The organism is Salinicola sp. CPA57 (genome assembly GCF_003206035.1).
Classification (GTDB): domain Bacteria; phylum Pseudomonadota; class Gammaproteobacteria; order Pseudomonadales; family Halomonadaceae; genus Salinicola; species Salinicola socius.
On sequence record NZ_PZJR01000011.1, the window covers coordinates 477,366 to 495,973 of the forward strand.

Here is an 18,608-nt window from a genome sequence, read left to right on the forward strand (position 1 = left end):
TGGGGTGTTCCCCCGCCCTGGATCAGGGCGTCGAAGAGGCTATCGAGTGGGGGCGAGTGAGCAGGCTACCCGCGATGAACGCGATCATGCTGGCGGCAAGCCCGGCATAGATCGGCGAGTTCGCGAGCAAGCCATCTTTCAGCATCAAGACGATAACCCCCGCGCAGCCGGCCAGCATGCTGGCAATGGCGCCGGTGGTCGTGGAGCGCTTCCAGAATAGTGCCCCCAGCATCGGAATCAGCATGCCCCCAACCAGCAGGTTGTAGGCGACCGTCAACGCGCCGATGACATCGCTCACGTTGATCGCGATGATCACGCTCACGACGCCGATCAGCCCCGTGCAGAGCCGATTGATGCGGACGTCGTCGATCTCTCGGCCACCGCGCAGTGCCGGCAGAATATCCTGCGTCAGCAGTGTCGACGAGGCGAGCATCCCGGCGCTGGAGGTCGACATCATCGCGGCCATCGCGGCGGCGATGATCAGCCCGCGGACGCCGTCCGGCAACGCCAGCTGCGCGATCGCGGCGAAGGCGTTGTTGGCATCTTCGAGATTCGGCAGCAGGATGCTGGCTGCGATACCGACCAGCGCACCGATCGCGCCGTAGAGAATGCAGTAGATGCCGGCGAATGTGCCGGCACGGCGGGCAACGCCACTGGAGCGTGCCGTAAACACTCGCTGCCAGATATCCTGACCGATCAGAATGCCCAGAAAGTAGATGACGAAGTAGGTGATGATGGTGTCCCAGCCGATGGCCGTCAGCGAGAAACTGGTGGCCGGGGCTTTTTCCAGCAGCGCATCCCAGCCGCCTACCGAGTGGATCGTCATCGGCAGCAGCAGCGCCACCATGCCTACCGTCATGATCACGAATTGGACGATATCGGTCAGCGTCAACGACCACATTCCGCCGATGGTCGAGTAGATCACCACCACGATGCCGCCGATGACGACTGCCTGCCAGGCCGGCATGCCGAAGATGACGCTCAGCACGGTGCCGATCCCGATCGTCGAAGTCACGGCAAGCATCAGGTCGTACGCAAACATGATGATCGAGCTGATCAGCTTGGCCGCCGGAGTGTAGCGGCGCTCCAGGACCTGAGTCACGGTATAGAGTTTGAGCTTCATCAGGGGCTTGGCCAGAACCAGGCTCAACACGATCAGCCCCAGACCCAGCGAAGCACAGAGCCACAGCCCGGAGAGACCGTAGGTGTAGCCGAGCTTGACCGTGCCCACGGTCGAAGCGCCGCCGAGTACGACGGCCGACAGCGTACCCAGGTACATGCCGGGGCCAAGGCGGCGTCCTGCAACGAGATAGTCTTCCCGGCTGCGGGCGCGTTTCATGCCCCACCAGCCCAGGCCGAGCATGCCAAGCGCGTAGAGCGCGACGACGAAGAGATCCAGCATCATGATGTTTTGTCCTTCCGCTGCATCAGCGGCGATTGTTATTGTGGAACGACGGTCGACGGTGTTGACGATGGGGTTGTGGCGGCTTCTCAGCGACGTTTGACGCCGGGCAATATGCAAAGCATCTCGAACAGCAGGTTGGCCGCCACGACGGCGGTCTGGCCGTGAGCGTCGTAAGGTGGAGAGACTTCGACCAGGTCGCAGCCGACGATATCGAGTCCGTGAGCGCCGCGAATGATCTCCAGCGCCTGCGGGATGGTCAGCCCGCCGATTTCGACCGTGCCGGTGCCCGGGGCATAGGCGGGGTCGAGACTGTCGATATCGAAGCTCACATAGACTGGACCGCCGCCAACCTTGTCACGGATTTCAGCCATCAGCGGGGTCAGGCTTTGGTGCCAGCACTCTTCGGCCGGCACCACTCGGAAGCCCTGTTGGCGCCCCCAGTCGAACTCTTCCGCGGAATAGCCCGTGCCTCGCAGACCGATCTGAGCGACGCGGTCGCAGTCCAGCAGACCTTCCTCGACGGCGCGGCGGAATGGCGTGCCGTGCGCGATGGCTTCACCAAACATGTGCTCGTTGATGTCGGCGTGGGCGTCGACGTGGATCAGTCCCACCGGACCGTGCTTTTTCGCCATGGCGCGCAGTATCGGTAGCGCCAGCGTGTGATCGCCACCCAGCGTCAGCGGAATCACATCGTGGGTCAGCAGCTCGTCGTAGTAGCGCCCGATGATGTCGACGCTCTTCTTGAGATCGAAGGTATTGATCGGAACGTCGCCGATGTCGGCGACCTGCAGGCTTTCGAACGGCGCGGCGCGGGTCGCCATGTTGAATGGGCGCAGCATGCGCGACTCGTCCCGGATCTGGCGCGGCCCGAAGCGAGTGCCGGGGCGATTGGACGTGCCGATATCCATGGGAATGCCGACGAAGCAGGCATCCAGCCCTGCGGCGCTCTTCTGCGTCGGTAGCCGCATCATGGTGGCCGGTCCGCCGAAGCGGGGCATCTCGTTGCCACCCAGCGGCTGGTTGTACGACGGTTGCGTGGGCATGAAGACTCCTGACGTTGTGATTGTGGTGAATGACGCGCAGGAATCGTGCCAACCGATAAACCATTGAAGTTGTTGAACAATAAAATCCGGCTGATGCGTTTTTGTATCGCCAGATGGATTTGAATGATCCATTGATGTATCAATGATTCATTTATGTATCCGTGCAGCAGTAGAGGGACGCGTAATGACACATCCGATGTCGACCGAGGAGACTGCGCAGTTGACGCTGGAGACGCTGATCCAGACGGCTCAGGATCACGTGTTCATCGTCGATGGTGATGGTCGTATTCTTGACGTGAGCCCCGGCAGCGCGGCGGTCTACGGGCTGCGTCGAGAAGCGCTTCGGGCCACCACCGTTCAGGCGCTTCAGGCCAGCGGCGTGCTGTCGCCCTCGGTCTCCCTGGAAGTCATCCGCACCGGTCAGCCTGCGCAGATCATGCAGCGTACCGGCACCGGCCGGCAGGTCATTGCCGAGGCGTTCCCGGTCTATGCCGACGGCAAGCTGATCCGCGTGATCAGTCGTTCGCGAGACCTTACCGACCTGAGGCTGTTGCAGGACGAATATGCGCTCCTTCAGCGGCGCTTTTCCGAACATCTGAAGCGCCATCATGATCCCGAGGTCGATAGCGATGACGCGCTCGGCGAGCTGGTGGTCAAGAGTCGGATCATGCGGGAGATGGTCCACTTGCTGAAGCGCAGTGCACCCACCGATGCCACCGTCCTGATGCTGGGCGAGTCGGGTGTCGGCAAGACGGCTTTCGCCCGGCAGCTGCATCGCTGGAGCCGAAGGCAAGAGGGCGATTTCGTCGACGTCAACTGTGCGGCCATACCGGAGTCGCTGTTCGAGTCGGAGATGTTCGGTTATCAGCCCGGCGCGTTCAGTGGCGCGTCGCGCCAGGGCAAGGCGGGACTTCTCGAACAGGCGCATGGCGGCACGCTGTTTCTGGACGAGATCGGCGAGCTGCCGCTATCGATGCAATCCAAGCTGCTCAAGGTCATTCAGGATGGTTCGTTGACGCGGCTGGGGGATACGCGCTCGCGCCAGGTCGATTTCCGGCTGGTGGTGGCGACCAATCAGGACCTGGCCAGACGGGTCGAGGAGGGCGCTTTCCGACTCGACCTCTACTACCGACTCAACGTCATTCCCGTGACGTTGCCGCCACTGCGAGAGCGCCGCGAGGATATCCGCGGGTTGGCCGAGCGCCATCTCGATCAGCTCAACCGCCGCTACGGAGCAGAGAAGGTCCTGCATCCCGGGGTATGGGCAACGCTGATGAGCAACGACTGGCCGGGCAATATTCGCGAGCTGGAGAACTGGCTGGAGCGTGCCTGGCTATCGGCAGAAGGCGGCGTGGTGGGGGCACCGGCCCCGAGAGGGTCGTTGCCCGGTAGAGATGCGTTCGCTGACGATTCGAACATTGCCGAGCCCGCCCGCGAAGCGGGGCAAGCATTTGGCATTTCGCTGGCACCGGGTCAGACGCTCCGATCCGCCATGGACGACCACGAGCGGGCGATTCTGGAAACGTTGGCAACGACGCACCGTACGACCTATGCGCTGGCCGAACGGCTGGGCATCAGCCAACCGAGCGTCGTGCGCAAGCTCAAACGTCACGGTCTTCAGACAGGCCGCTGACTCATCGGCTGATATCGGCATTCGTGTCGTCGTTGGTGCTTGCCGTCGTGACACCGTTTCTCGTCGACGCCTTTCCGCTCGTGGCGCTGGAGGACCTCGAAATCGAGCGGGAGATCGCCGTGCGCTTGCCGTATCCCCAGCGTTCGGCTTCCGACGGTGCGTCCGGCGCGCTGTCGTCGTGCAGCCATTCGCGCCAGCTTGCGACCAGCAGCGCCATCAGCACCGGGCCGACGAAAAGACCGACGATCCCCATGGTTTTGACGCCACCGACCAGACCGAAGAAGGTCGGCAGGAACGGGAGCTTGATCGGGCCGCCTACCAACCGTGGGCGCAGGGTCTTGTCGACGACGAAGAGCTCGAACGCGCCCCAGATGAACAGGCCGATGCCGTTGGCCATGTGACCGGTCGCCAGCAGATAGAGCGACACCAGCGTGAATGTCAGTGGCGCGCCGCCGGGAACCAGCGCCATGAACGCGGTGATCACGCCGAGTACCACTGGCGATTGAATGCCGGCGATCCAGTACGCGGTGCCGAGCACCAGACCTTCTCCGAGCGCGATCAATCCCATGCCCATCACGGTCGAGCTGATCGTGGCCGGGACCACGCGCGAGAAGCGCTGCCAGCGCGCCGGCAGCACGCGCTCACCGACGATATCCAGCTGACGCGCCATGCCGGCGCCATCCCGGTAGAGAAAGAACAGCGTGATCAGCATGAACAGCAGGGTCAGCGCCAGATGCAGCGCATTGCTTCCCAGCGCCAGCACCCAGCGCGAGATGTTGCCGATGTGCTCGCCGCCCACCAGCTGAATCAGATATTCCGGGGCGTGGGGCTCGGCCAGATATTCCTGCCACTGTACGGCAAGCCAGTCCCCTATGCCCGGAAGAGGTTCGACCCAGGTCGGTGTCGGAATACCATGCTCGTTGGCGACCATCAGCCAGCCGACCCAGCCCTTGAGCTCCTGGAAAGCGTAGGAGCAGGCGAGGACCATGGGGATCACCAGGCACAGGATGATCAGGCCCAGCGCAATGGTGGCCGCCAGCGCTCGGCGCTGACCGCAACCTGCCAGCAGGCGTCGATAGATCGGCCAACTGGCAACGCAGATGATCAGCGCTGCCAGAACGGGAATCAGAAAGTCGATGAAGAAGTAGACGCCGGCGACCATCATCAGCACCAGCAGCCAGCGGGCGACGCTGCTATCGGCAAAGATTGGGGCCATGAATCACTCGTGAACGCGACGGATGAAACCGGATAGACCGGGCGAAATCGAACGGCATGCCAAGCGGCAGCGAAGCATCATACCCCAGCGGGGTCGATCCGCGGTTATCGCGGCGGTGGAAAGTCTGCGATGTCCGCGCCGATGCGGGAATGTCAGGCGCGGCTATCAAAAGAGGCGCCACGAAAAAGCCCCTCCAGCAAAGAGGGGCTTGAAGGCCGGGCGGAGTGCCCGCGGAGGGCGCTCTTGCCTGCGGGCTGGGATCAGGGCGTGTCGTCCTCGATTTCGCCTTTCTTCACCGGGATCAGATCCTGGCGCTCCAGCTTGAAAACGATCAGCAGCGCCGCGGCGACATAGACCGAAGAGAAGGTGCCGGCCACGATCCCCAGGATCAGCGAGATCGCGAAGTTGGGATCATGTCACCGCCGAGGAAGAACAGGGCGAGACTACAGATTGAGGCGGGTTGACTTGCTCAGCGAGCTACGGAAGCGCCATGTCATGATCGTTGCTGACTGGGTCTATGGCATAGGATAATGCAATGTTGCTCCTGGCCACTGTTCGACGCCTATATTCTCTTGGAGAAAGCCCCAGTTTCTTGCGGAAATGGTGTCGCATCGCAGGTAGGCTACCAAAACCGCATTTTTCGGCGATGACTTCCAGCTGTAGTTCGGTCGAGTTCTCAAGAAGATTGCAAGCCGCGCGCAGACGCTCATTCATGATCCAAGTGCTTGGCGGCAAGCCTGTCATGGCCTCAAATCTGCGTTGGAAGGTCCGGACGCTCATGCCGACCTCGGCGGCGAGGTCCGATAGGGCATGACCCCTGGCCAGATCCTTGCGCAATGCGTCGATGAGATGCCCCAGACGGGATGACTCACGCGTCCGCGCGACAGGCATGGGGATGATTTGTGACTCCCCGCCATCGCGATGCGTCGGCATGACCAGGCCCTGGGCAATGATATTGGCGTGCTCCATGCCATAGTCCTGGCGGACAATGTGGATGCAGAGGTCCATCCCCGCGGCGCTTCCGGCGGCGGTCATTACATCTCCATCATCGGTGTAGAGCACATCTGGATCGAAGGTGATCTCCGGATAGGTCCGACTCAGCTCCTCGGCAAATCTCCAGTGTGTCGTTGCGATGCGATCGTCGAGCAGCCCCGCCGCGGCCAGGACCGCGGCGCCGGAGCAGAGCGAGGCAATGCGCGCCCCGCGGCCGTGCGCGTCACGCAGGGCATCGATGACTGCTTGGGAGACGGGCGCTGTGAGGTTGGGCCAGCCCGGTACGACGATAAGATCCGCCTTTTCGAGGGCTTCGAGGCCATCCTGGACAAAGACCGGGAGCCCGCCACTGGACTTGATGAAGCCTGGTGTGACGGCTACGGAACTGAAGCGGTACCAGTCATCTCCGAATTCCGACCGAGGCAACCCGAAGACTTCGTAGGCGATGCCAAATTCAAACGATAGCAGCTCATCCGATATCAAGCAGACAACGTTTGGACCGCTCTTCGTGTCGTAAACCACCATCACTTCCTCCGAGGCCGCGATTTCGCTCTTCAACTACGGTAAAGTGAAATTTCGGTTTCGCCAAGTCACCTTTGAAGCACGCCCCCGGGACTGAAATTGGCTCGAGCCGGGGGCCTTCCGCTCGATAAGTCATGTCGTTTCAAGGCGGTCCCCACGTACAGAGGGGCGTTGAAGCCGACCTAACTCATCGACTGGTTTCCATTCTTCCTCGAATTCACGATTGCCGACTCTGCGGGCCATACCGGGCAGAAAAACTTTCTGCTGACCGCCGTGTGGGTTCTTGTTGTCATACCAGCGATTGTCGCGAGCATCGCTTGCCAGCTGGTAGCGCGTATCCGAAGTCAGGCGGCACCGGTTGATCGGCGAGCGGTTGTCAAGCGAGGCGTGGACCAGGCGGACATCGAAGCACAGGATGTCGCCGGCCTCGAAGGCAGAGGTCAGCCAGCGGCCGCCGATGGCTTTCTGCACCCCGATCGGGTTCTCGCTGAGCCAGCCCACGTGATCCTTATCGGCATCCTTGCCCCAGTATTCCTTGAGCTTGGAGAACTTGTGGCTCTTCTCCAGCAGCACGATGGGGCCCTCGTCCAAGGCGACATCGCCAATCGGGATCCAGGTGGTCCAGACGTTCTTGGCACCGCCCGAGACGTAGATGTTGTCCGAGTGGATGCCGGTGCCTTCGCCGGGGCGCACGAAACGCGGCCACTTGAAGTCGAAGGTGCGGACCGGGCCGCCCAGCAGCTTCTCGTAGACCCCCATCAGCCGGGTGTCCTCGGTCAGGTCTTCATAGGCCGCACCGCGGCGGATGCTCTCGGTGAAGGCGATCAGGTTCACGTTCGCGATGAAGCTCTGCTCCTGCAGGATGGCATCCATGACGTCGTTTTTCATACCGTCGATCTCACCGATGATGGCGTACTTCAGCAGGATTTCGCGACGTGCCTTCAGGACTTTCTCGCGGTTGATCAGCCTCCGGAAGAACAGGTATCCGTCCTCGGCCATGGGGTCTTTGCGACCTGGCATTCCCAGCACTTGTGGCAGGTCTCATGGACATCGAGGAAGGTGATGACGTCGCCCTTCCGGACCGGGCGACCGTCCACGGCCCGCACATCGCCATTCGCCTCATCGACGACGCCGACCGAGAAGTGGCCGGGGATGATCGGGTAAGGAACGCCGTCAAGGTGCCCGTTCTGGATATGGACATCGGTACCACAAACCTCCGACAGGAGCGTGCGCATGATCACCTCGCCAGGGCCCGCGGCTATGATCGGGAAGGACCGGATCTCGACCGGTCGATCCGCACCGGGGATGACGGCGGCACGATAGGTCGTGCCGGCCGAAACAGCCGCGGAAGGATGGCGCTGGGCGATGGTGTTCATGACCAGAGCACCATCTCATCGTCCGCGGTCCGCCCGATTGCCGAGGTGAAGGCGACGCGTTCGCCCTTGGTGGGTTCGACGTAGTGGAAATTGCGGGTGTTGAAGATGACGATGTCACCGACATCGGGTGAGAAGCTGGCTTCCTCGCAGCGATCCACCACGCTCTTGTTGTCGCCGTAGATGCCTTCCTTGCGATCATCGTCGGAGGGCTGCCATTGCCGGTTGAAGACGTGCGTGCGGCCGCTGTTGGTATCCGAAACGCGCAGATAGAGGTTCCAGACCAGCTGCTCCTTGATCGAGGCGATGTCCCAGTCGGGCTGCTCGCCGGGCGCGTAGTCGACGTGGAGCTGCGTGCCCTTTTCGATACGGCGCATCAGGCCAGCGTAGTAGTCTTGCCCTTCGGTGTTGCTGGCTACGCCCACCGCCGTGCCGGTGCGGGCCCGGAGCAGCTCGAGAAAACGCTCGAGCGGGTTGAAGGACTTGGCGAACATCCGGTCCTGCACCGCCTTCAGGGAGAGGTTCTTTTCGAAGTATTCGTGCTTCGAGATGCTGTTGTATTCGAAGACCGTGTTGCCGATCCTGTTGATCACCGGCTCGACGCCGCGGTAGGCGCTGAACCCTTCGGCCACTGCGGCCTGGACCAGCGCCTCGCATTCCTCGGGCGTGGCGAAATTGCGGATCCGAATGAAGGGGGTGACCCCTCGGAAGAGGTGACACATCGCGCAGCCAGTAAGCTTCTCCTCGGCTTTTTCGCTCCAGGCGATGCGGGGTTTGACGTTCATGTTCATGGTCATGGTCAGTCCTCTCTGTACTGCTGGGGAGCCGGTTGGCTTGGCTTCAGGTGGTGGGGCAGGGGGATTTGCGTCGACGCGTCATGGCAATCACCCCCGGGGCTGCCATGCCTGCTGCCATAGCGAGCAGACCGATGATCTGGATGACGGTGAGCGGCTCGCCGAGCAGGAAGTATCCGCCGATCGTGGTGATGATCGGCACGCTGGGCATGAAGAGCGAGGCACGCTGCGGGCCGATTTCCCGGACGATGAAGGTGTAGATCACGATGGCGGCGACCCCGGCGAGGGCGCCCTGAGCGACCGCCTGGAAGACGATCTCCTGCCAGGAAGCAGCCGAGAAGCCGGTCTCCACAAATCCGTGGGTGAGCAGCGCCGGAATACCGGAGGCCAGGGAGATAGCTGCTGTCCCGAGGATCGGGTCGACGTTCCAGCGCTTGATGAGCACGCCGTAGAGCGAGAACATGAATCCTTGGAGGACGAAGAGGGATGTCCCGAGGGAGGAGAGGCTCGCGACCAGAAAGGTGTTGTAGACGAACAGTCCGATACCGATGCAGATCAGGGTCGTGCTGATCACGCCAGACCGGTCCGGGAGGGTGCGCAGGATCGCGAGCGGTAGCAGGAAGGAGAAGAGCACGATCGACCCAGGGCCTACTGTGGCGACGTAGCCCGCCGAGGTCAGCGAAATGCCGGTGTTGATCACCATCAGGTAGGGGAAACCCGCCAGCACCGAGAGAATGAAGATCCGCCCCAGTCCCAGGCCCGCCAGCCGCGCCATATTGCCCTTGACGAACAGGTAGGGGATGAAGATGGCCGCGGCGGCGAAGAAGCGCAGGATCGTCAGCCCAACAGGGGTGATGGTCGACTGCAGGCTCGCGCGGGCACTCAGGAATTGCAGTGCGTAGATGAGGATGAGCATGACACCTGCGCCGGCCACGTTTTTACTAGTCATCTTTCTCCCTCCGCCTATTTTTGATGCCTTGTCATCCCTGGCGGACACTTCGTGCCGCCTCGAGCATCGAAAACCTCTCCCAGCGTTTTTTAGTCACATCCCCGAACCGGCACAGGCCGAACTAAAGTGATTACGGTATGAAGCCAGTGTGGGGTGAAACGCCAGCAGGGCATGAGACGTGTCGACGCCAAAAAGCGTACAACTAACGCCATTTATAACGCTGCTTAGGCGAGACGACGGCTCGAGATGACGGCTTCGGCGTCGTGCGGTGATTAATCTTGAAGAATCGGAATAGTGGCGAAAAACGACGCTCATCGAAGTCTGTCGGTGTCGAACAGATTGATGGGCGAGTTTTCGGTGTCAGCAGTCACAGAGAGCGGTTTTTGACGGTGCGTAGCGACGGCCCATAGGGTGGCCGCCAGGGACGGCTGGCCACAAAAAAGGCCCCTCGCCGTGCGAGGAGCCTTGAAGACGAGATCGAAACGCTCGCGTTACGGCGTGTCGTCCTCGATTTCGCCTTTCTTCACCGGGATCAGATCCTGGCGCTCCAGCTTGAAAACGATCAGCAGCGCTGCGGCGACATAGACCGAAGAGAAGGTGCCGGCCACGATCCCCAGGATCAGCGAGATCGCGAAGTTGTGGATCATGTCACCGCCGAGGAAGAACAGGGCGAACAGGACCAGCAAGGTCGTGCCGGACGTGGCCAGGGTGCGCGACAACGTCTGGTTGATCGCTTCGTTGAAGATCTGGGCCAGATCCTCGCTGCGCGACAGCCGGATGTTTTCGCGGATTCGGTCATAGACGATGATGGTATCGTTCAACGAGTAACCGATCACCGCCATGATCCCTGCCAGCACCGTGAGATCGAACTCCCACTGAAACAGCGCGAACAGACCCAGCACGATCAATACGTCGTGCCCCAGCGAGATGATCGCACACAGCGCGAACTTGTACTGGAAGCGGAAGGCGACGTAGACCGCGACGCCGGCCAGGGCCACCAGCATGCCCAGGCCGCTCTGATCGCGAAGCTGATCGCCGACCTGGGCGCCGACGAACTCGGCGCGAACCAGATCGATCTGGGCGCCGCCGCTGCTCAGGGCTGAAACGACCTGATTGCCGACATCGTTGCTGAAGGTCTGCTGCAGGCGCACCAGGATCTCGTCAGTGGCGCCGAAGGTTTGTACCGAAAAGTTCTCGAAGCCACTGTTGGCCAACAGGGTACGGATATCGTCGAGCGACGGCACCGCAGCGTAGTGGAGTTCGACCACCGTACCGCCGGTGAAGTCGAGACCGAGATTGAGGTTCAGCAGGGCGAGGGCCGCCACCGACACGATCGTGAACAGGATCGAGACGATGAAGGCGATGCGGCGCTTGCCCATGAAGTCGAATTGGCGCATTGCTCGTCTCCTAGATCCAGAGTTTCTTCACCGGCTTGCCGCCGATGGAGAGGTTGACGAGAGCACGCGACACCATGATGCCGGTGAACATCGACGTGAGAATGCCGAGTGACAGCGTCACGGCAAAGCCTTTGATCGGACCGGTGCCGATCGAGAACAGCACGACCGCCACCAGCAGCGTGGTCAGGTTGGCGTCGACGATCGAGGTGAAGGCACGACCGTAACCGGCGTGAATCGCCTGTTGCGCCGGAGTCTTTCGCCTGAGCTCTTCTCTTATGCGCTCGTAGATCAGCACGTTGGCATCCACCGCCATGCCCAGCGTCAGCACGATACCGGCGATGCCGGGCAGCGTCAGCGTGGCGCCCAGCATCGACATTGCCGCGATCAGCAGCACCAGGTTGACCGCCAGTGCGGCATTGGCGATGACGCCGAACGCCTTGTAGCGAATCAGCATGAATGCCACGACCAGCAGACCACCGACCAGCACCGAGAAAATCCCGCGTTCGATGTTCTGCGCGCCCAGGCTTGGGCCGATGGTGCGCTCCTGAACGAAGTAGATCGGCGCGGCCAGCGAACCGGAGCGCAGCAGCAGCGCCAGCTCACTGGCTTCGGTCGGAGAATCCAGGCCGGTAATACGGAACCGGTTGCTGAGCGCACTCTGCACCGTCGCCAGACTGATGATGCTGCGGCTTGTCGTCGGGATGCGCTCCTGAACCTGCCGTCCATCCTTGGTGACCGTGCGCGTATCCGTGCTGTGGTCGATGTACAGCACGGCCATGTTGCGACCGATATTGGTGCGCGTCGCCTGATTCATCAGCGAACCGCCGGTACCATCGAGGTTGATATTGACCTGCGGACGGCCATTCTGATCGAAGCCCTGGCTGGCGCTGGAAACGCGATCGCCGGTGATGATCACGTCACGCGACAGCGTCGCGCTGCGCTGCGGGTCGTTGCGGAACGGGAAGGTCTCGGTCTCAGCCTCCGGCGTATCCGGACGTGCCTCGAGACGGAACTCGAGGTTGGCGGTGGCGCCGACGATACGCTTGGCCTCGGCGGTGTCCTGCACGCCGGGTAGCTCGGCCACGATGCGGCTCGGCCCCTGACGCTGGACCAGCGGCTCTGAAACCCCGAGTTCGTTGACGCGATTGCGGATCGTGGTCAGGTTCTGCTGGACTGCATAGTCCTGAATGTCCTTTATCGACTGCTCGGTCAACGTCATGTCGAGGAACGCGCGGCGGCCTTCTTCGCGGTCTTCCAGCTGAAACTCGCGGAAGGTCTGGCTGATCTGTTCGCGCGCGGCATCGCGGTCTTCGCTGTTGGCGAATTCGAGATGCAGGGCGTTGTCGTCGACGTCGGTGGACCGGTAGCGGATGCGCTGGTCGCGAAGGTCGGCGCGAATGGCGCTCGCCGTGGCCTCGAGACGCTGTTTGACGGCGGCATCCATATCCACTTCGAGCAGGAAATGAACCCCGCCACGTAGATCGAGGCCGAGTTTCATCGGCGCCGCAGAGAGGCTGGTCAACCAGGAGGGCGTGGAATCGGCGAGGTTGAGCGCTACGGTGTACTTGTCGTCGAGCGCCTTGTCGACCACTTCGCGTGCGGGAAGCTGCTGTTCGGCGTCATCGAGCCGAATCAGGGCGGTATTGGTGCCAGTCATGGCTGCTGATTTGACCTGGATATCGTCGTCGGCCAGCGCCTGGGTGACACGGTCGAGCTGCTGGCTGTCGAGAGAACCGTTGGTCGTGCTGATCTGGACGGCGGGGTCCTGTGGGTAAAGATTGGGTAACGCGTAGATGACGCCGACAACACAGACAATGAGTATCAGCAGATACTTCCACAGGGGGTAACGATTGAGCATGGAAGCCCTGTCCTTTCAATCAATGACGATCGGGCAATGACCGTCGTGCGAAGAGTGTCGCAGGAAGAGATGGCTGCCGATGGGGACACCGGCAGCCAGGAGAGTTACAGCGACTTCAACGTGCCTTTGGGAAGGACGGAGGCCACGGCGCTCTTCTGAACGCTGACGACGGTGCCTTCGGCAATCTCCATGCTGATGAAATCGTCGGTCACGTTGGTGATGCGGCCGAGCAGCCCGCCACCGATAACGATTTCATCACCCTTGGACAGGTTGGTGACCAATTTCTTGTGCTCTTTGGCGCGCTTGGACTGCGGGCGCCACAGCAGGAAATAGAAGATCAACACGAAGCCGACCAGCATGATGATCTGGGCTATACCACCGCCGGCAGGGCCGCCCGCATCCTGGGCATGAGCCGCGGGGATGAAAAAGTCCAGCATGGATGTATCTCCGAAGGTTGTGTAAGGAAGTGGTTATGTAATGAAATCGTTACATGGATGAGGCTGACGAAACGGTTCATCGGTCGACGGTCGGTTGAATCTCGTCAGTCGACCCCGGGCGGCACGGGCAGTCCGCGTCGCTGGTAGAATTGTGCTACGAAGTCGGCCAATGTACCCGCTTCGATAGCCCCGCGCAAACCCGCCATCAGGCGCTGGTAGTAGCGAAGATTGTGAATCGTGTTGAGCATCGAGCCGAGCATTTCGCCACACCGATCCAGATGGTGCAGATAGCCGCGAGAGAAGTGCTGGCAGGTATAACAGTCGCAATCCGCTTCCAGTGGACGGGTGTCGTGGCGATGGGTCGCGTTACGAATCTTGACGGTGCCGTCGGCGGTGAAGAGATGGCCGTTTCGCGCATTGCGGGTCGGCATCACGCAGTCGAACATGTCGATTCCGCGCCGCACACCCTCGACCAGGTCCTCGGGCTTGCCGACGCCCATCAGATAGCGCGGCTTGTCTTCCGGCATCCAGCTCGGCAGGTAATCCAGCACGCGGATCATCTCCTCTTTCGGCTCGCCTACCGACAGTCCGCCGATTGCCAGCCCGTCGAAGCCGATCTCCAGCAGGCCTTCGAGCGAACGCTTGCGCAACTCCGGATACATGCCGCCCTGGACGATACCGAACAGCGCCGACGGCGAATCGCCGTGGGCGGCGCGGGAACGGGCCGCCCAGCGCAGCGACAGCTCCATCGATTTCTGCGCCTCGGATTCGGTCGCCGGGTAGGGCGTGCACTCGTCGAAGATCATTACCACGTCGGAGCCCAACGAGCGCTGCACCGCCATCGATTCTTCCGGCCCCATGAACACCTTGGCGCCATCCACCGGCGAGCGGAAATGCACGCCCTGCTCGGTGATCTTGCGCATCGCGCCGAGCGAGAACACCTGAAAGCCACCGGAGTCGGTCAGGATCGGCTTGTGCCACTGAGAGAAGTCATGCAGATCGCCGTGGGCCTCGATCACCTCGGTGCCCGGACGCAGCCACAGATGAAAGGTATTGCCGAGAATGATTTCGGCGCCGATCGCCTCGACATCCCTGGGCGTCATTCCCTTGACCGTGCCGTAGGTACCCACCGGCATGAAGGCCGGTGTTTCCACCGTGCCACGCGGGAAGGTCAGTCGGCCGCGACGGGCGCGTCCTTCCTGGGCCAGTCGCTCGAATTTCATGAAGCATTCGTCTCGCATGGTGTCTCTCTTCTTTATCAACGCGCCCGAATCCGCGCGTAAAGCCCATGGCATGGACGCGCCCGAACCCGCGCGCAACGCGTTGGTGATCAGTCGGGTTGGCGAGTCAGATACATTGCATCGCCATAGCTGAAAAAGCGGTACTGCTCGGCGACGGCTTCCCGATAGGCACGCATGACGGCGTCGTAACCGGCGAACGAAGAGACCAGCATCAGCAGTGTCGACTCCGGCAGGTGGAAGTTGGTCACCAGCGCATCGACGCAGCGCCATCGATAGCCGGGATAGATGAAGATATCGGTTTCGCCACGATACGGTGTCAGCTCGCCATTGCCGCTCTGGCTGGCGGTTTCCAGGCAGCGCACGCTGGTCGTGCCGACGGCGACGACCTTGTTGCCGGCGGCGTGAGCGCGATTGACCCGCTCGCAGACCGATTCGTCGACCTCCAGCCACTCGCTGTGCATATGGTGTTCGCGGATGTCGTCGACGCGCACCGGCTGAAACGTGCCAGCGCCGACATGAAGTGTCACGAAGGCCGTCTCGACGCCCTTGGCGCGCAGCGCTTCCATCATCGACTCGTCGAAATGCAGCCCGGCGGTCGGGGCGGCAACGGCACCTTCGCGGCGGGCGTAGACCGTCTGATAGCGCTCGCGGTCGGCCAGCTCGTCTTCACGGGTGATGTATGGTGGCAGCGGCATATGGCCATGCCGTTCGAGCAGCGCGATCAGCGGCGTCTCGCCCAGAAAACGCAGCTCGAACAGCGCATCCTGACGCCCCTCGACCACGGCGCGGATATCGCCTTCGAAAATCAGCTCGGTGCCCGGTTTCGGCGATTTGCTGGCGCGTAGATGCGCCAGCCCGCGATGAGCGTCCAGCGGCCGTTCCAGCAGCATTTCCACCTTGCCGCCGCTCGCTTTCTGGCCGAACAGGCGCGCAGGAATCACGCGGGTATCGTTGAACACCACCACGTCGCCGGGGTCGAGTCTTGCCAGCAGATCGGGAAAGCGAGCATGTTCCAGCGCGCCGGACTCGCCGTCGACGCATAGCAGGCGACAGTCGGTGCGCTGTTCGGAAGGGTAACGAGCGATCAGCTCGTCGGGCAGATCAAAATGAAAATCGGCGCGCTGCATGGCGTAGGTCGCGTATCGGTTCGAATCTGGATGGACGAGAGGCGTTTGGACGGGCGCCATCATAAAGCACCCGCTCGATTAAGTCAGCGCGATGATTGACGCCGGGCGGGGCGTCCGTATAATGCGACTCCGCTGCCGGCGTGGCGGAATTGGTAGACGCAGCGGATTCAAAATCCGCCGCTGGAGACAGTGTGTCGGTTCGAGTCCGACCGCCGGCACCATGCTTTTCAATGACTTAGCGTCATTTTCCCCCGCATTACCCCTTACGGTTTCTCGTCAGTGTCCACACTTTGTCCATCGACCTTTGGCGCGTATTTAATGGCGTCTGCCAGGTGGTCGGGCGACAGATGGGCATAGCGCATTGTCATCGTAATTGTCTGATGTCCCAGTATCTTTTGCAGCGTTAATACGTCACCGCCATTCATCATGAAATGGCTAGCAAAGGTGTGGCGTAAAACGTGCGTTCGCTGTCCCTTTGGTAGCTGAATACCCGCTTCCTTTATGGCCTCCGAAAATGGGTTGTAGCCCGTGGTCGGAAAGAGACGGCCTATGCATCGACCGTGCGCAACGAGCGTCTGGTAGAGCCCCTGGGGTAGTGGGATGGTGCGATTGCGCCCGTTCTTGGTGCCGGTAAAGGTGACTCGGCCGTCACGCAGCATTTCGGCTCGGAGATATTGCGATTCGGACCAACGTGCACCGGTAGCGAGGCAGAGCCGGGTGATAAGCGCGGCATCCTTGTTGGCGCGGCGGTCGAGTATCGCGAGGAGGTCGCCGATCTGCGATTCGGTGAGGTAGCTCAACTCGGTTTCGTCGATCCTGAGAGGCTGGATACCGGCGAAGGGGTTGGGTAGGTGCCACTCCCCGAGCTTGGCCACGCGATTGAACACGGCTCTCATGTGGGCTTGATCGTGGTTGGCGGTGGTTGGGGTGAGGCCGTCGGCGAGACGCTGTTGCCGAAACCGGGCGGCATCCATCGGGGTGATGGTCCTGGCGACGGGGTTACCCATCTTGTGAGCCAATGCCAGGAGCTGCTGATAGCGACGCTTGCCATCCTTGAGTGAGACGCCGTGGAAGTCGTACCACATCTGGACGAGTTCGGAGAGACGGCGGTTATCGCGCTTGGTGGGCGTGTAGCGGCTGCCATCGGCGACCTGGGCGAGGATCTTGTTTTCGAACCGACGTGCCTGGGCCTGAGTCTTGAAGGTACGGCGAACGCGCTTACCGTCTCGACCATTCGGACGAACGTCTACCTTCCAGCCAGAATCCGTTTTCTTGATCGCCACTAGGCAGCCTTCCCCAGTAATCGCCTTTCGACGAGCCGTTGCGAGATGAGTAGTCGTAGCTGATCGGCGTCTATCCCCCGTCTCCGGTAGTAGTTGGCGATGTCGTCCCAGGCACCGCAGCGCGTGAGGCCGTTCATGGCTTGTTGGGTGGTGAAGCCCTGGCGTGCGTAGAGCGAGATAAGGTTACCCACGACCAGGGCGACGTTCTTTTCGTTGCCGAGCCCAGGGGCCTTGCGGGCCCGTTTGTAGAGAAAGTGCGGTTCGTGATCGTAGAACCGGGCGTCTTCCTGGAGCAGTTGCCAGGCGCTGTCGATGAGGTTGCGGGAGTGGTCGAGGCGGTACTTGCCGAGAGCGGTCTGCCAGAGGCCGGTGAGGTGGGGCACGGTGTCGATGAAGCGCTTGAATCCGTGGTCCATATCCAGGCATTCGCCGGTGTCGACGTTGCAGGGGACGCCCTGGGCAAACTCCCGCAGCACGGATTGATGGAACCGCATCTCGATACGCCACACGTCGCGGTCGGGGTCGTAGTCGGAGACGGTGGGGTCGTCGCTGGAGGCGGTGTTCCAGATGCTTTCCCAGAAGTGGATCTTGTCGCGGGCGTGGGCTTCCTTGGTCTTGTTGTAGATGCAGCACTGGAGCGCACTGGCGGTGCCGAACATGAAGGTTTCGGCGTTGCCGTAGGTGGTGGCGATGGTGCCGTGGTTGAAGCTGAAATCGTCGATGCCGTCGATCTTGGTGACCTTTTTGGAGCGGGTGACGAAGCGGTCCATGAAGTCTTTCGGGGGCTTCCAGCCCTGGACGTCCAGGGCGAGGTGGACGGCACAGCCCATGGGCTCGACGTGGGCCAGCAGTTCCTTGGCGATACTGTCCAGGTAGGTCTGGATATCGGCGGTACTGCGCTCGTGGATGAAGTGGGGTGACAGCTCGATCTTGAGGTGGGTACCGATGTCTTCGGCCTTGGTGTGCCGGGCGTAGAACAGGACGATGACGCCAAGCTCGTTGTTCTGGAGCCGGTAGCGGAAGCCGCTGTTGGTGTTGCCGGCGCCGACGATCCAGGTGGTGCCGAACAGGTCGATGGTGGCGCCACGTCCTTCGCGGTACGTCTCGATGATCTGATCGAACAGGTGCATGCACGGCTTGCCGGCGTAAAGCTGACGTACGGTGTCGACGCCGGTGTGGAGAAGCTTGATGTTCGAGAGATTGCGCTGGCCCTTGGGACTGATGAAAAGCGAGCCCCGTTTGTCCTGCTCGTCGCGTGCCAGTGATTCGAGTGAATAGCGTTCCCAAGTCTTCATTTCATAAAACTCCAAAACTGTACGGTGTGAGCCGAAATGGTC

Annotated in this window: 16 protein-coding genes, 1 tRNA gene and 1 pseudogene; 2 read left to right on the top strand and 16 right to left on the bottom strand. The window is 61.5% G+C overall.

Annotated elements, in window-relative coordinates:
* Positions 1–22: 22 nt before the first annotated feature.
* Positions 23–1,405, bottom strand: coding sequence for a sodium:solute symporter (locus tag DOM36_RS14440; protein ID WP_075569714.1), 1,383 nt, complete (start codon positions 1,403–1,405; stop codon positions 23–25).
* Positions 1,406–1,491: 86 nt separating this feature from the next.
* Positions 1,492–2,448 carry an agmatinase gene (gene speB, locus DOM36_RS14445; protein WP_075569715.1) on the bottom strand — a complete coding sequence of 319 codons (957 nt, stop codon included), beginning with the start codon at positions 2,446–2,448 and terminating at the stop codon, positions 1,492–1,494.
* A 184-nt stretch (positions 2,449–2,632) separates the two neighbouring features.
* On the opposite strand from speB, the gene DOM36_RS14450 reads away from it, so the two are divergent.
* The gene (locus tag DOM36_RS14450) at positions 2,633–4,081 is read left to right on the top strand and encodes a sigma 54-interacting transcriptional regulator (protein WP_110643491.1); all 1,449 of its coding nucleotides are present in this window, start codon (positions 2,633–2,635) and stop codon (positions 4,079–4,081) included.
* 1 nt (position 4,082) lies between these two features.
* On the opposite strand, the gene DOM36_RS14455 is transcribed toward DOM36_RS14450, so the two are convergent.
* The 12 genes and pseudogenes from DOM36_RS14455 to queA form a co-directional block, all read right to left on the bottom strand.
* Positions 4,083–5,297 carry an AI-2E family transporter gene (locus DOM36_RS14455; protein WP_110643492.1) on the bottom strand — a complete coding sequence of 405 codons (1,215 nt, stop codon included), beginning with the start codon at positions 5,295–5,297 and terminating at the stop codon, positions 4,083–4,085.
* A gap of 260 nt (positions 5,298–5,557) precedes the next feature.
* A pseudogene (locus DOM36_RS14460) lies at positions 5,558–5,739 on the bottom strand (protein translocase subunit SecF); the annotation flags it as partial.
* A 35-nt stretch (positions 5,740–5,774) separates the two neighbouring features.
* Entirely contained in the window at positions 5,775–6,815 is a 1,041-nt protein-coding gene (gene ftrA / locus DOM36_RS14465) for a transcriptional regulator FtrA (protein ID WP_110643565.1), read from the bottom strand.
* A 129-nt stretch (positions 6,816–6,944) separates the two neighbouring features.
* Positions 6,945–7,811, bottom strand: a complete 867-nt coding sequence (locus DOM36_RS14470) for a phytanoyl-CoA dioxygenase family protein (protein WP_157958655.1) — start codon at positions 7,809–7,811, stop codon at positions 6,945–6,947.
* Positions 7,775–8,188 (bottom strand): alcohol dehydrogenase catalytic domain-containing protein, encoded by a 414-nt coding sequence (locus tag DOM36_RS14475; protein ID WP_110643494.1) that lies wholly within the window; start codon positions 8,186–8,188, stop codon positions 7,775–7,777. The genes DOM36_RS14470 and DOM36_RS14475 overlap by 37 nt, the downstream gene beginning before the upstream one ends.
* Positions 8,185–8,976 (bottom strand): hypothetical protein, encoded by a 792-nt coding sequence (locus DOM36_RS14480; protein WP_157958656.1) that lies wholly within the window; start codon positions 8,974–8,976, stop codon positions 8,185–8,187. The genes DOM36_RS14475 and DOM36_RS14480 overlap by 4 nt, the downstream gene beginning before the upstream one ends.
* A 49-nt stretch (positions 8,977–9,025) precedes the next feature.
* Positions 9,026–9,928, bottom strand: a complete 903-nt coding sequence (locus DOM36_RS14485; RefSeq protein ID WP_110643496.1) for a DMT family transporter — start codon at positions 9,926–9,928, stop codon at positions 9,026–9,028.
* A gap of 491 nt (positions 9,929–10,419) precedes the next feature.
* Positions 10,420–11,325: a protein translocase subunit SecF gene (gene secF / locus DOM36_RS14490; protein WP_075569718.1), complete on the bottom strand. Its 906-nt coding sequence runs from the start codon at positions 11,323–11,325 to the stop codon at positions 10,420–10,422.
* A 10-nt stretch (positions 11,326–11,335) separates the two neighbouring features.
* Positions 11,336–13,183 (bottom strand): protein translocase subunit SecD, encoded by a 1,848-nt coding sequence (gene secD, locus DOM36_RS14495; protein WP_110643497.1) that lies wholly within the window; start codon positions 13,181–13,183, stop codon positions 11,336–11,338.
* A gap of 104 nt (positions 13,184–13,287) precedes the next feature.
* Positions 13,288–13,620: a preprotein translocase subunit YajC gene (gene yajC / locus DOM36_RS14500; protein ID WP_075569720.1), complete on the bottom strand. Its 333-nt coding sequence runs from the start codon at positions 13,618–13,620 to the stop codon at positions 13,288–13,290.
* A gap of 104 nt (positions 13,621–13,724) precedes the next feature.
* Complete coding sequence (tgt, locus tag DOM36_RS14505) at positions 13,725–14,843, bottom strand: tRNA guanosine(34) transglycosylase Tgt (protein ID WP_110643498.1); 1,119 nt, start codon at positions 14,841–14,843, stop codon at positions 13,725–13,727.
* 107 nt (positions 14,844–14,950) lie between these two features.
* Positions 14,951–15,988 (bottom strand): tRNA preQ1(34) S-adenosylmethionine ribosyltransferase-isomerase QueA, encoded by a 1,038-nt coding sequence (queA, locus tag DOM36_RS14510; RefSeq protein ID WP_075569758.1) that lies wholly within the window; start codon positions 15,986–15,988, stop codon positions 14,951–14,953.
* Positions 15,989–16,122: 134 nt separating this feature from the next.
* On the opposite strand from queA, the gene DOM36_RS14515 reads away from it, so the two are divergent.
* Positions 16,123–16,209: transfer RNA gene (locus DOM36_RS14515), tRNA-Leu, on the top strand.
* A gap of 42 nt (positions 16,210–16,251) precedes the next feature.
* Here DOM36_RS14515 and DOM36_RS14520 read toward each other — a convergent pair.
* Together DOM36_RS14520 and DOM36_RS14525 are read right to left on the bottom strand one after the other, a co-directional pair.
* Positions 16,252–17,271 carry a tyrosine-type recombinase/integrase gene (locus DOM36_RS14520; protein WP_110643499.1) on the bottom strand — a complete coding sequence of 340 codons (1,020 nt, stop codon included), beginning with the start codon at positions 17,269–17,271 and terminating at the stop codon, positions 16,252–16,254.
* The gene (locus DOM36_RS14525) at positions 17,271–18,566 is read right to left on the bottom strand and encodes a hypothetical protein (protein WP_110643500.1); all 1,296 of its coding nucleotides are present in this window, start codon (positions 18,564–18,566) and stop codon (positions 17,271–17,273) included. The genes DOM36_RS14520 and DOM36_RS14525 overlap by 1 nt, the downstream gene beginning before the upstream one ends.
* Positions 18,567–18,608: the final 42 nt, after the last annotated feature.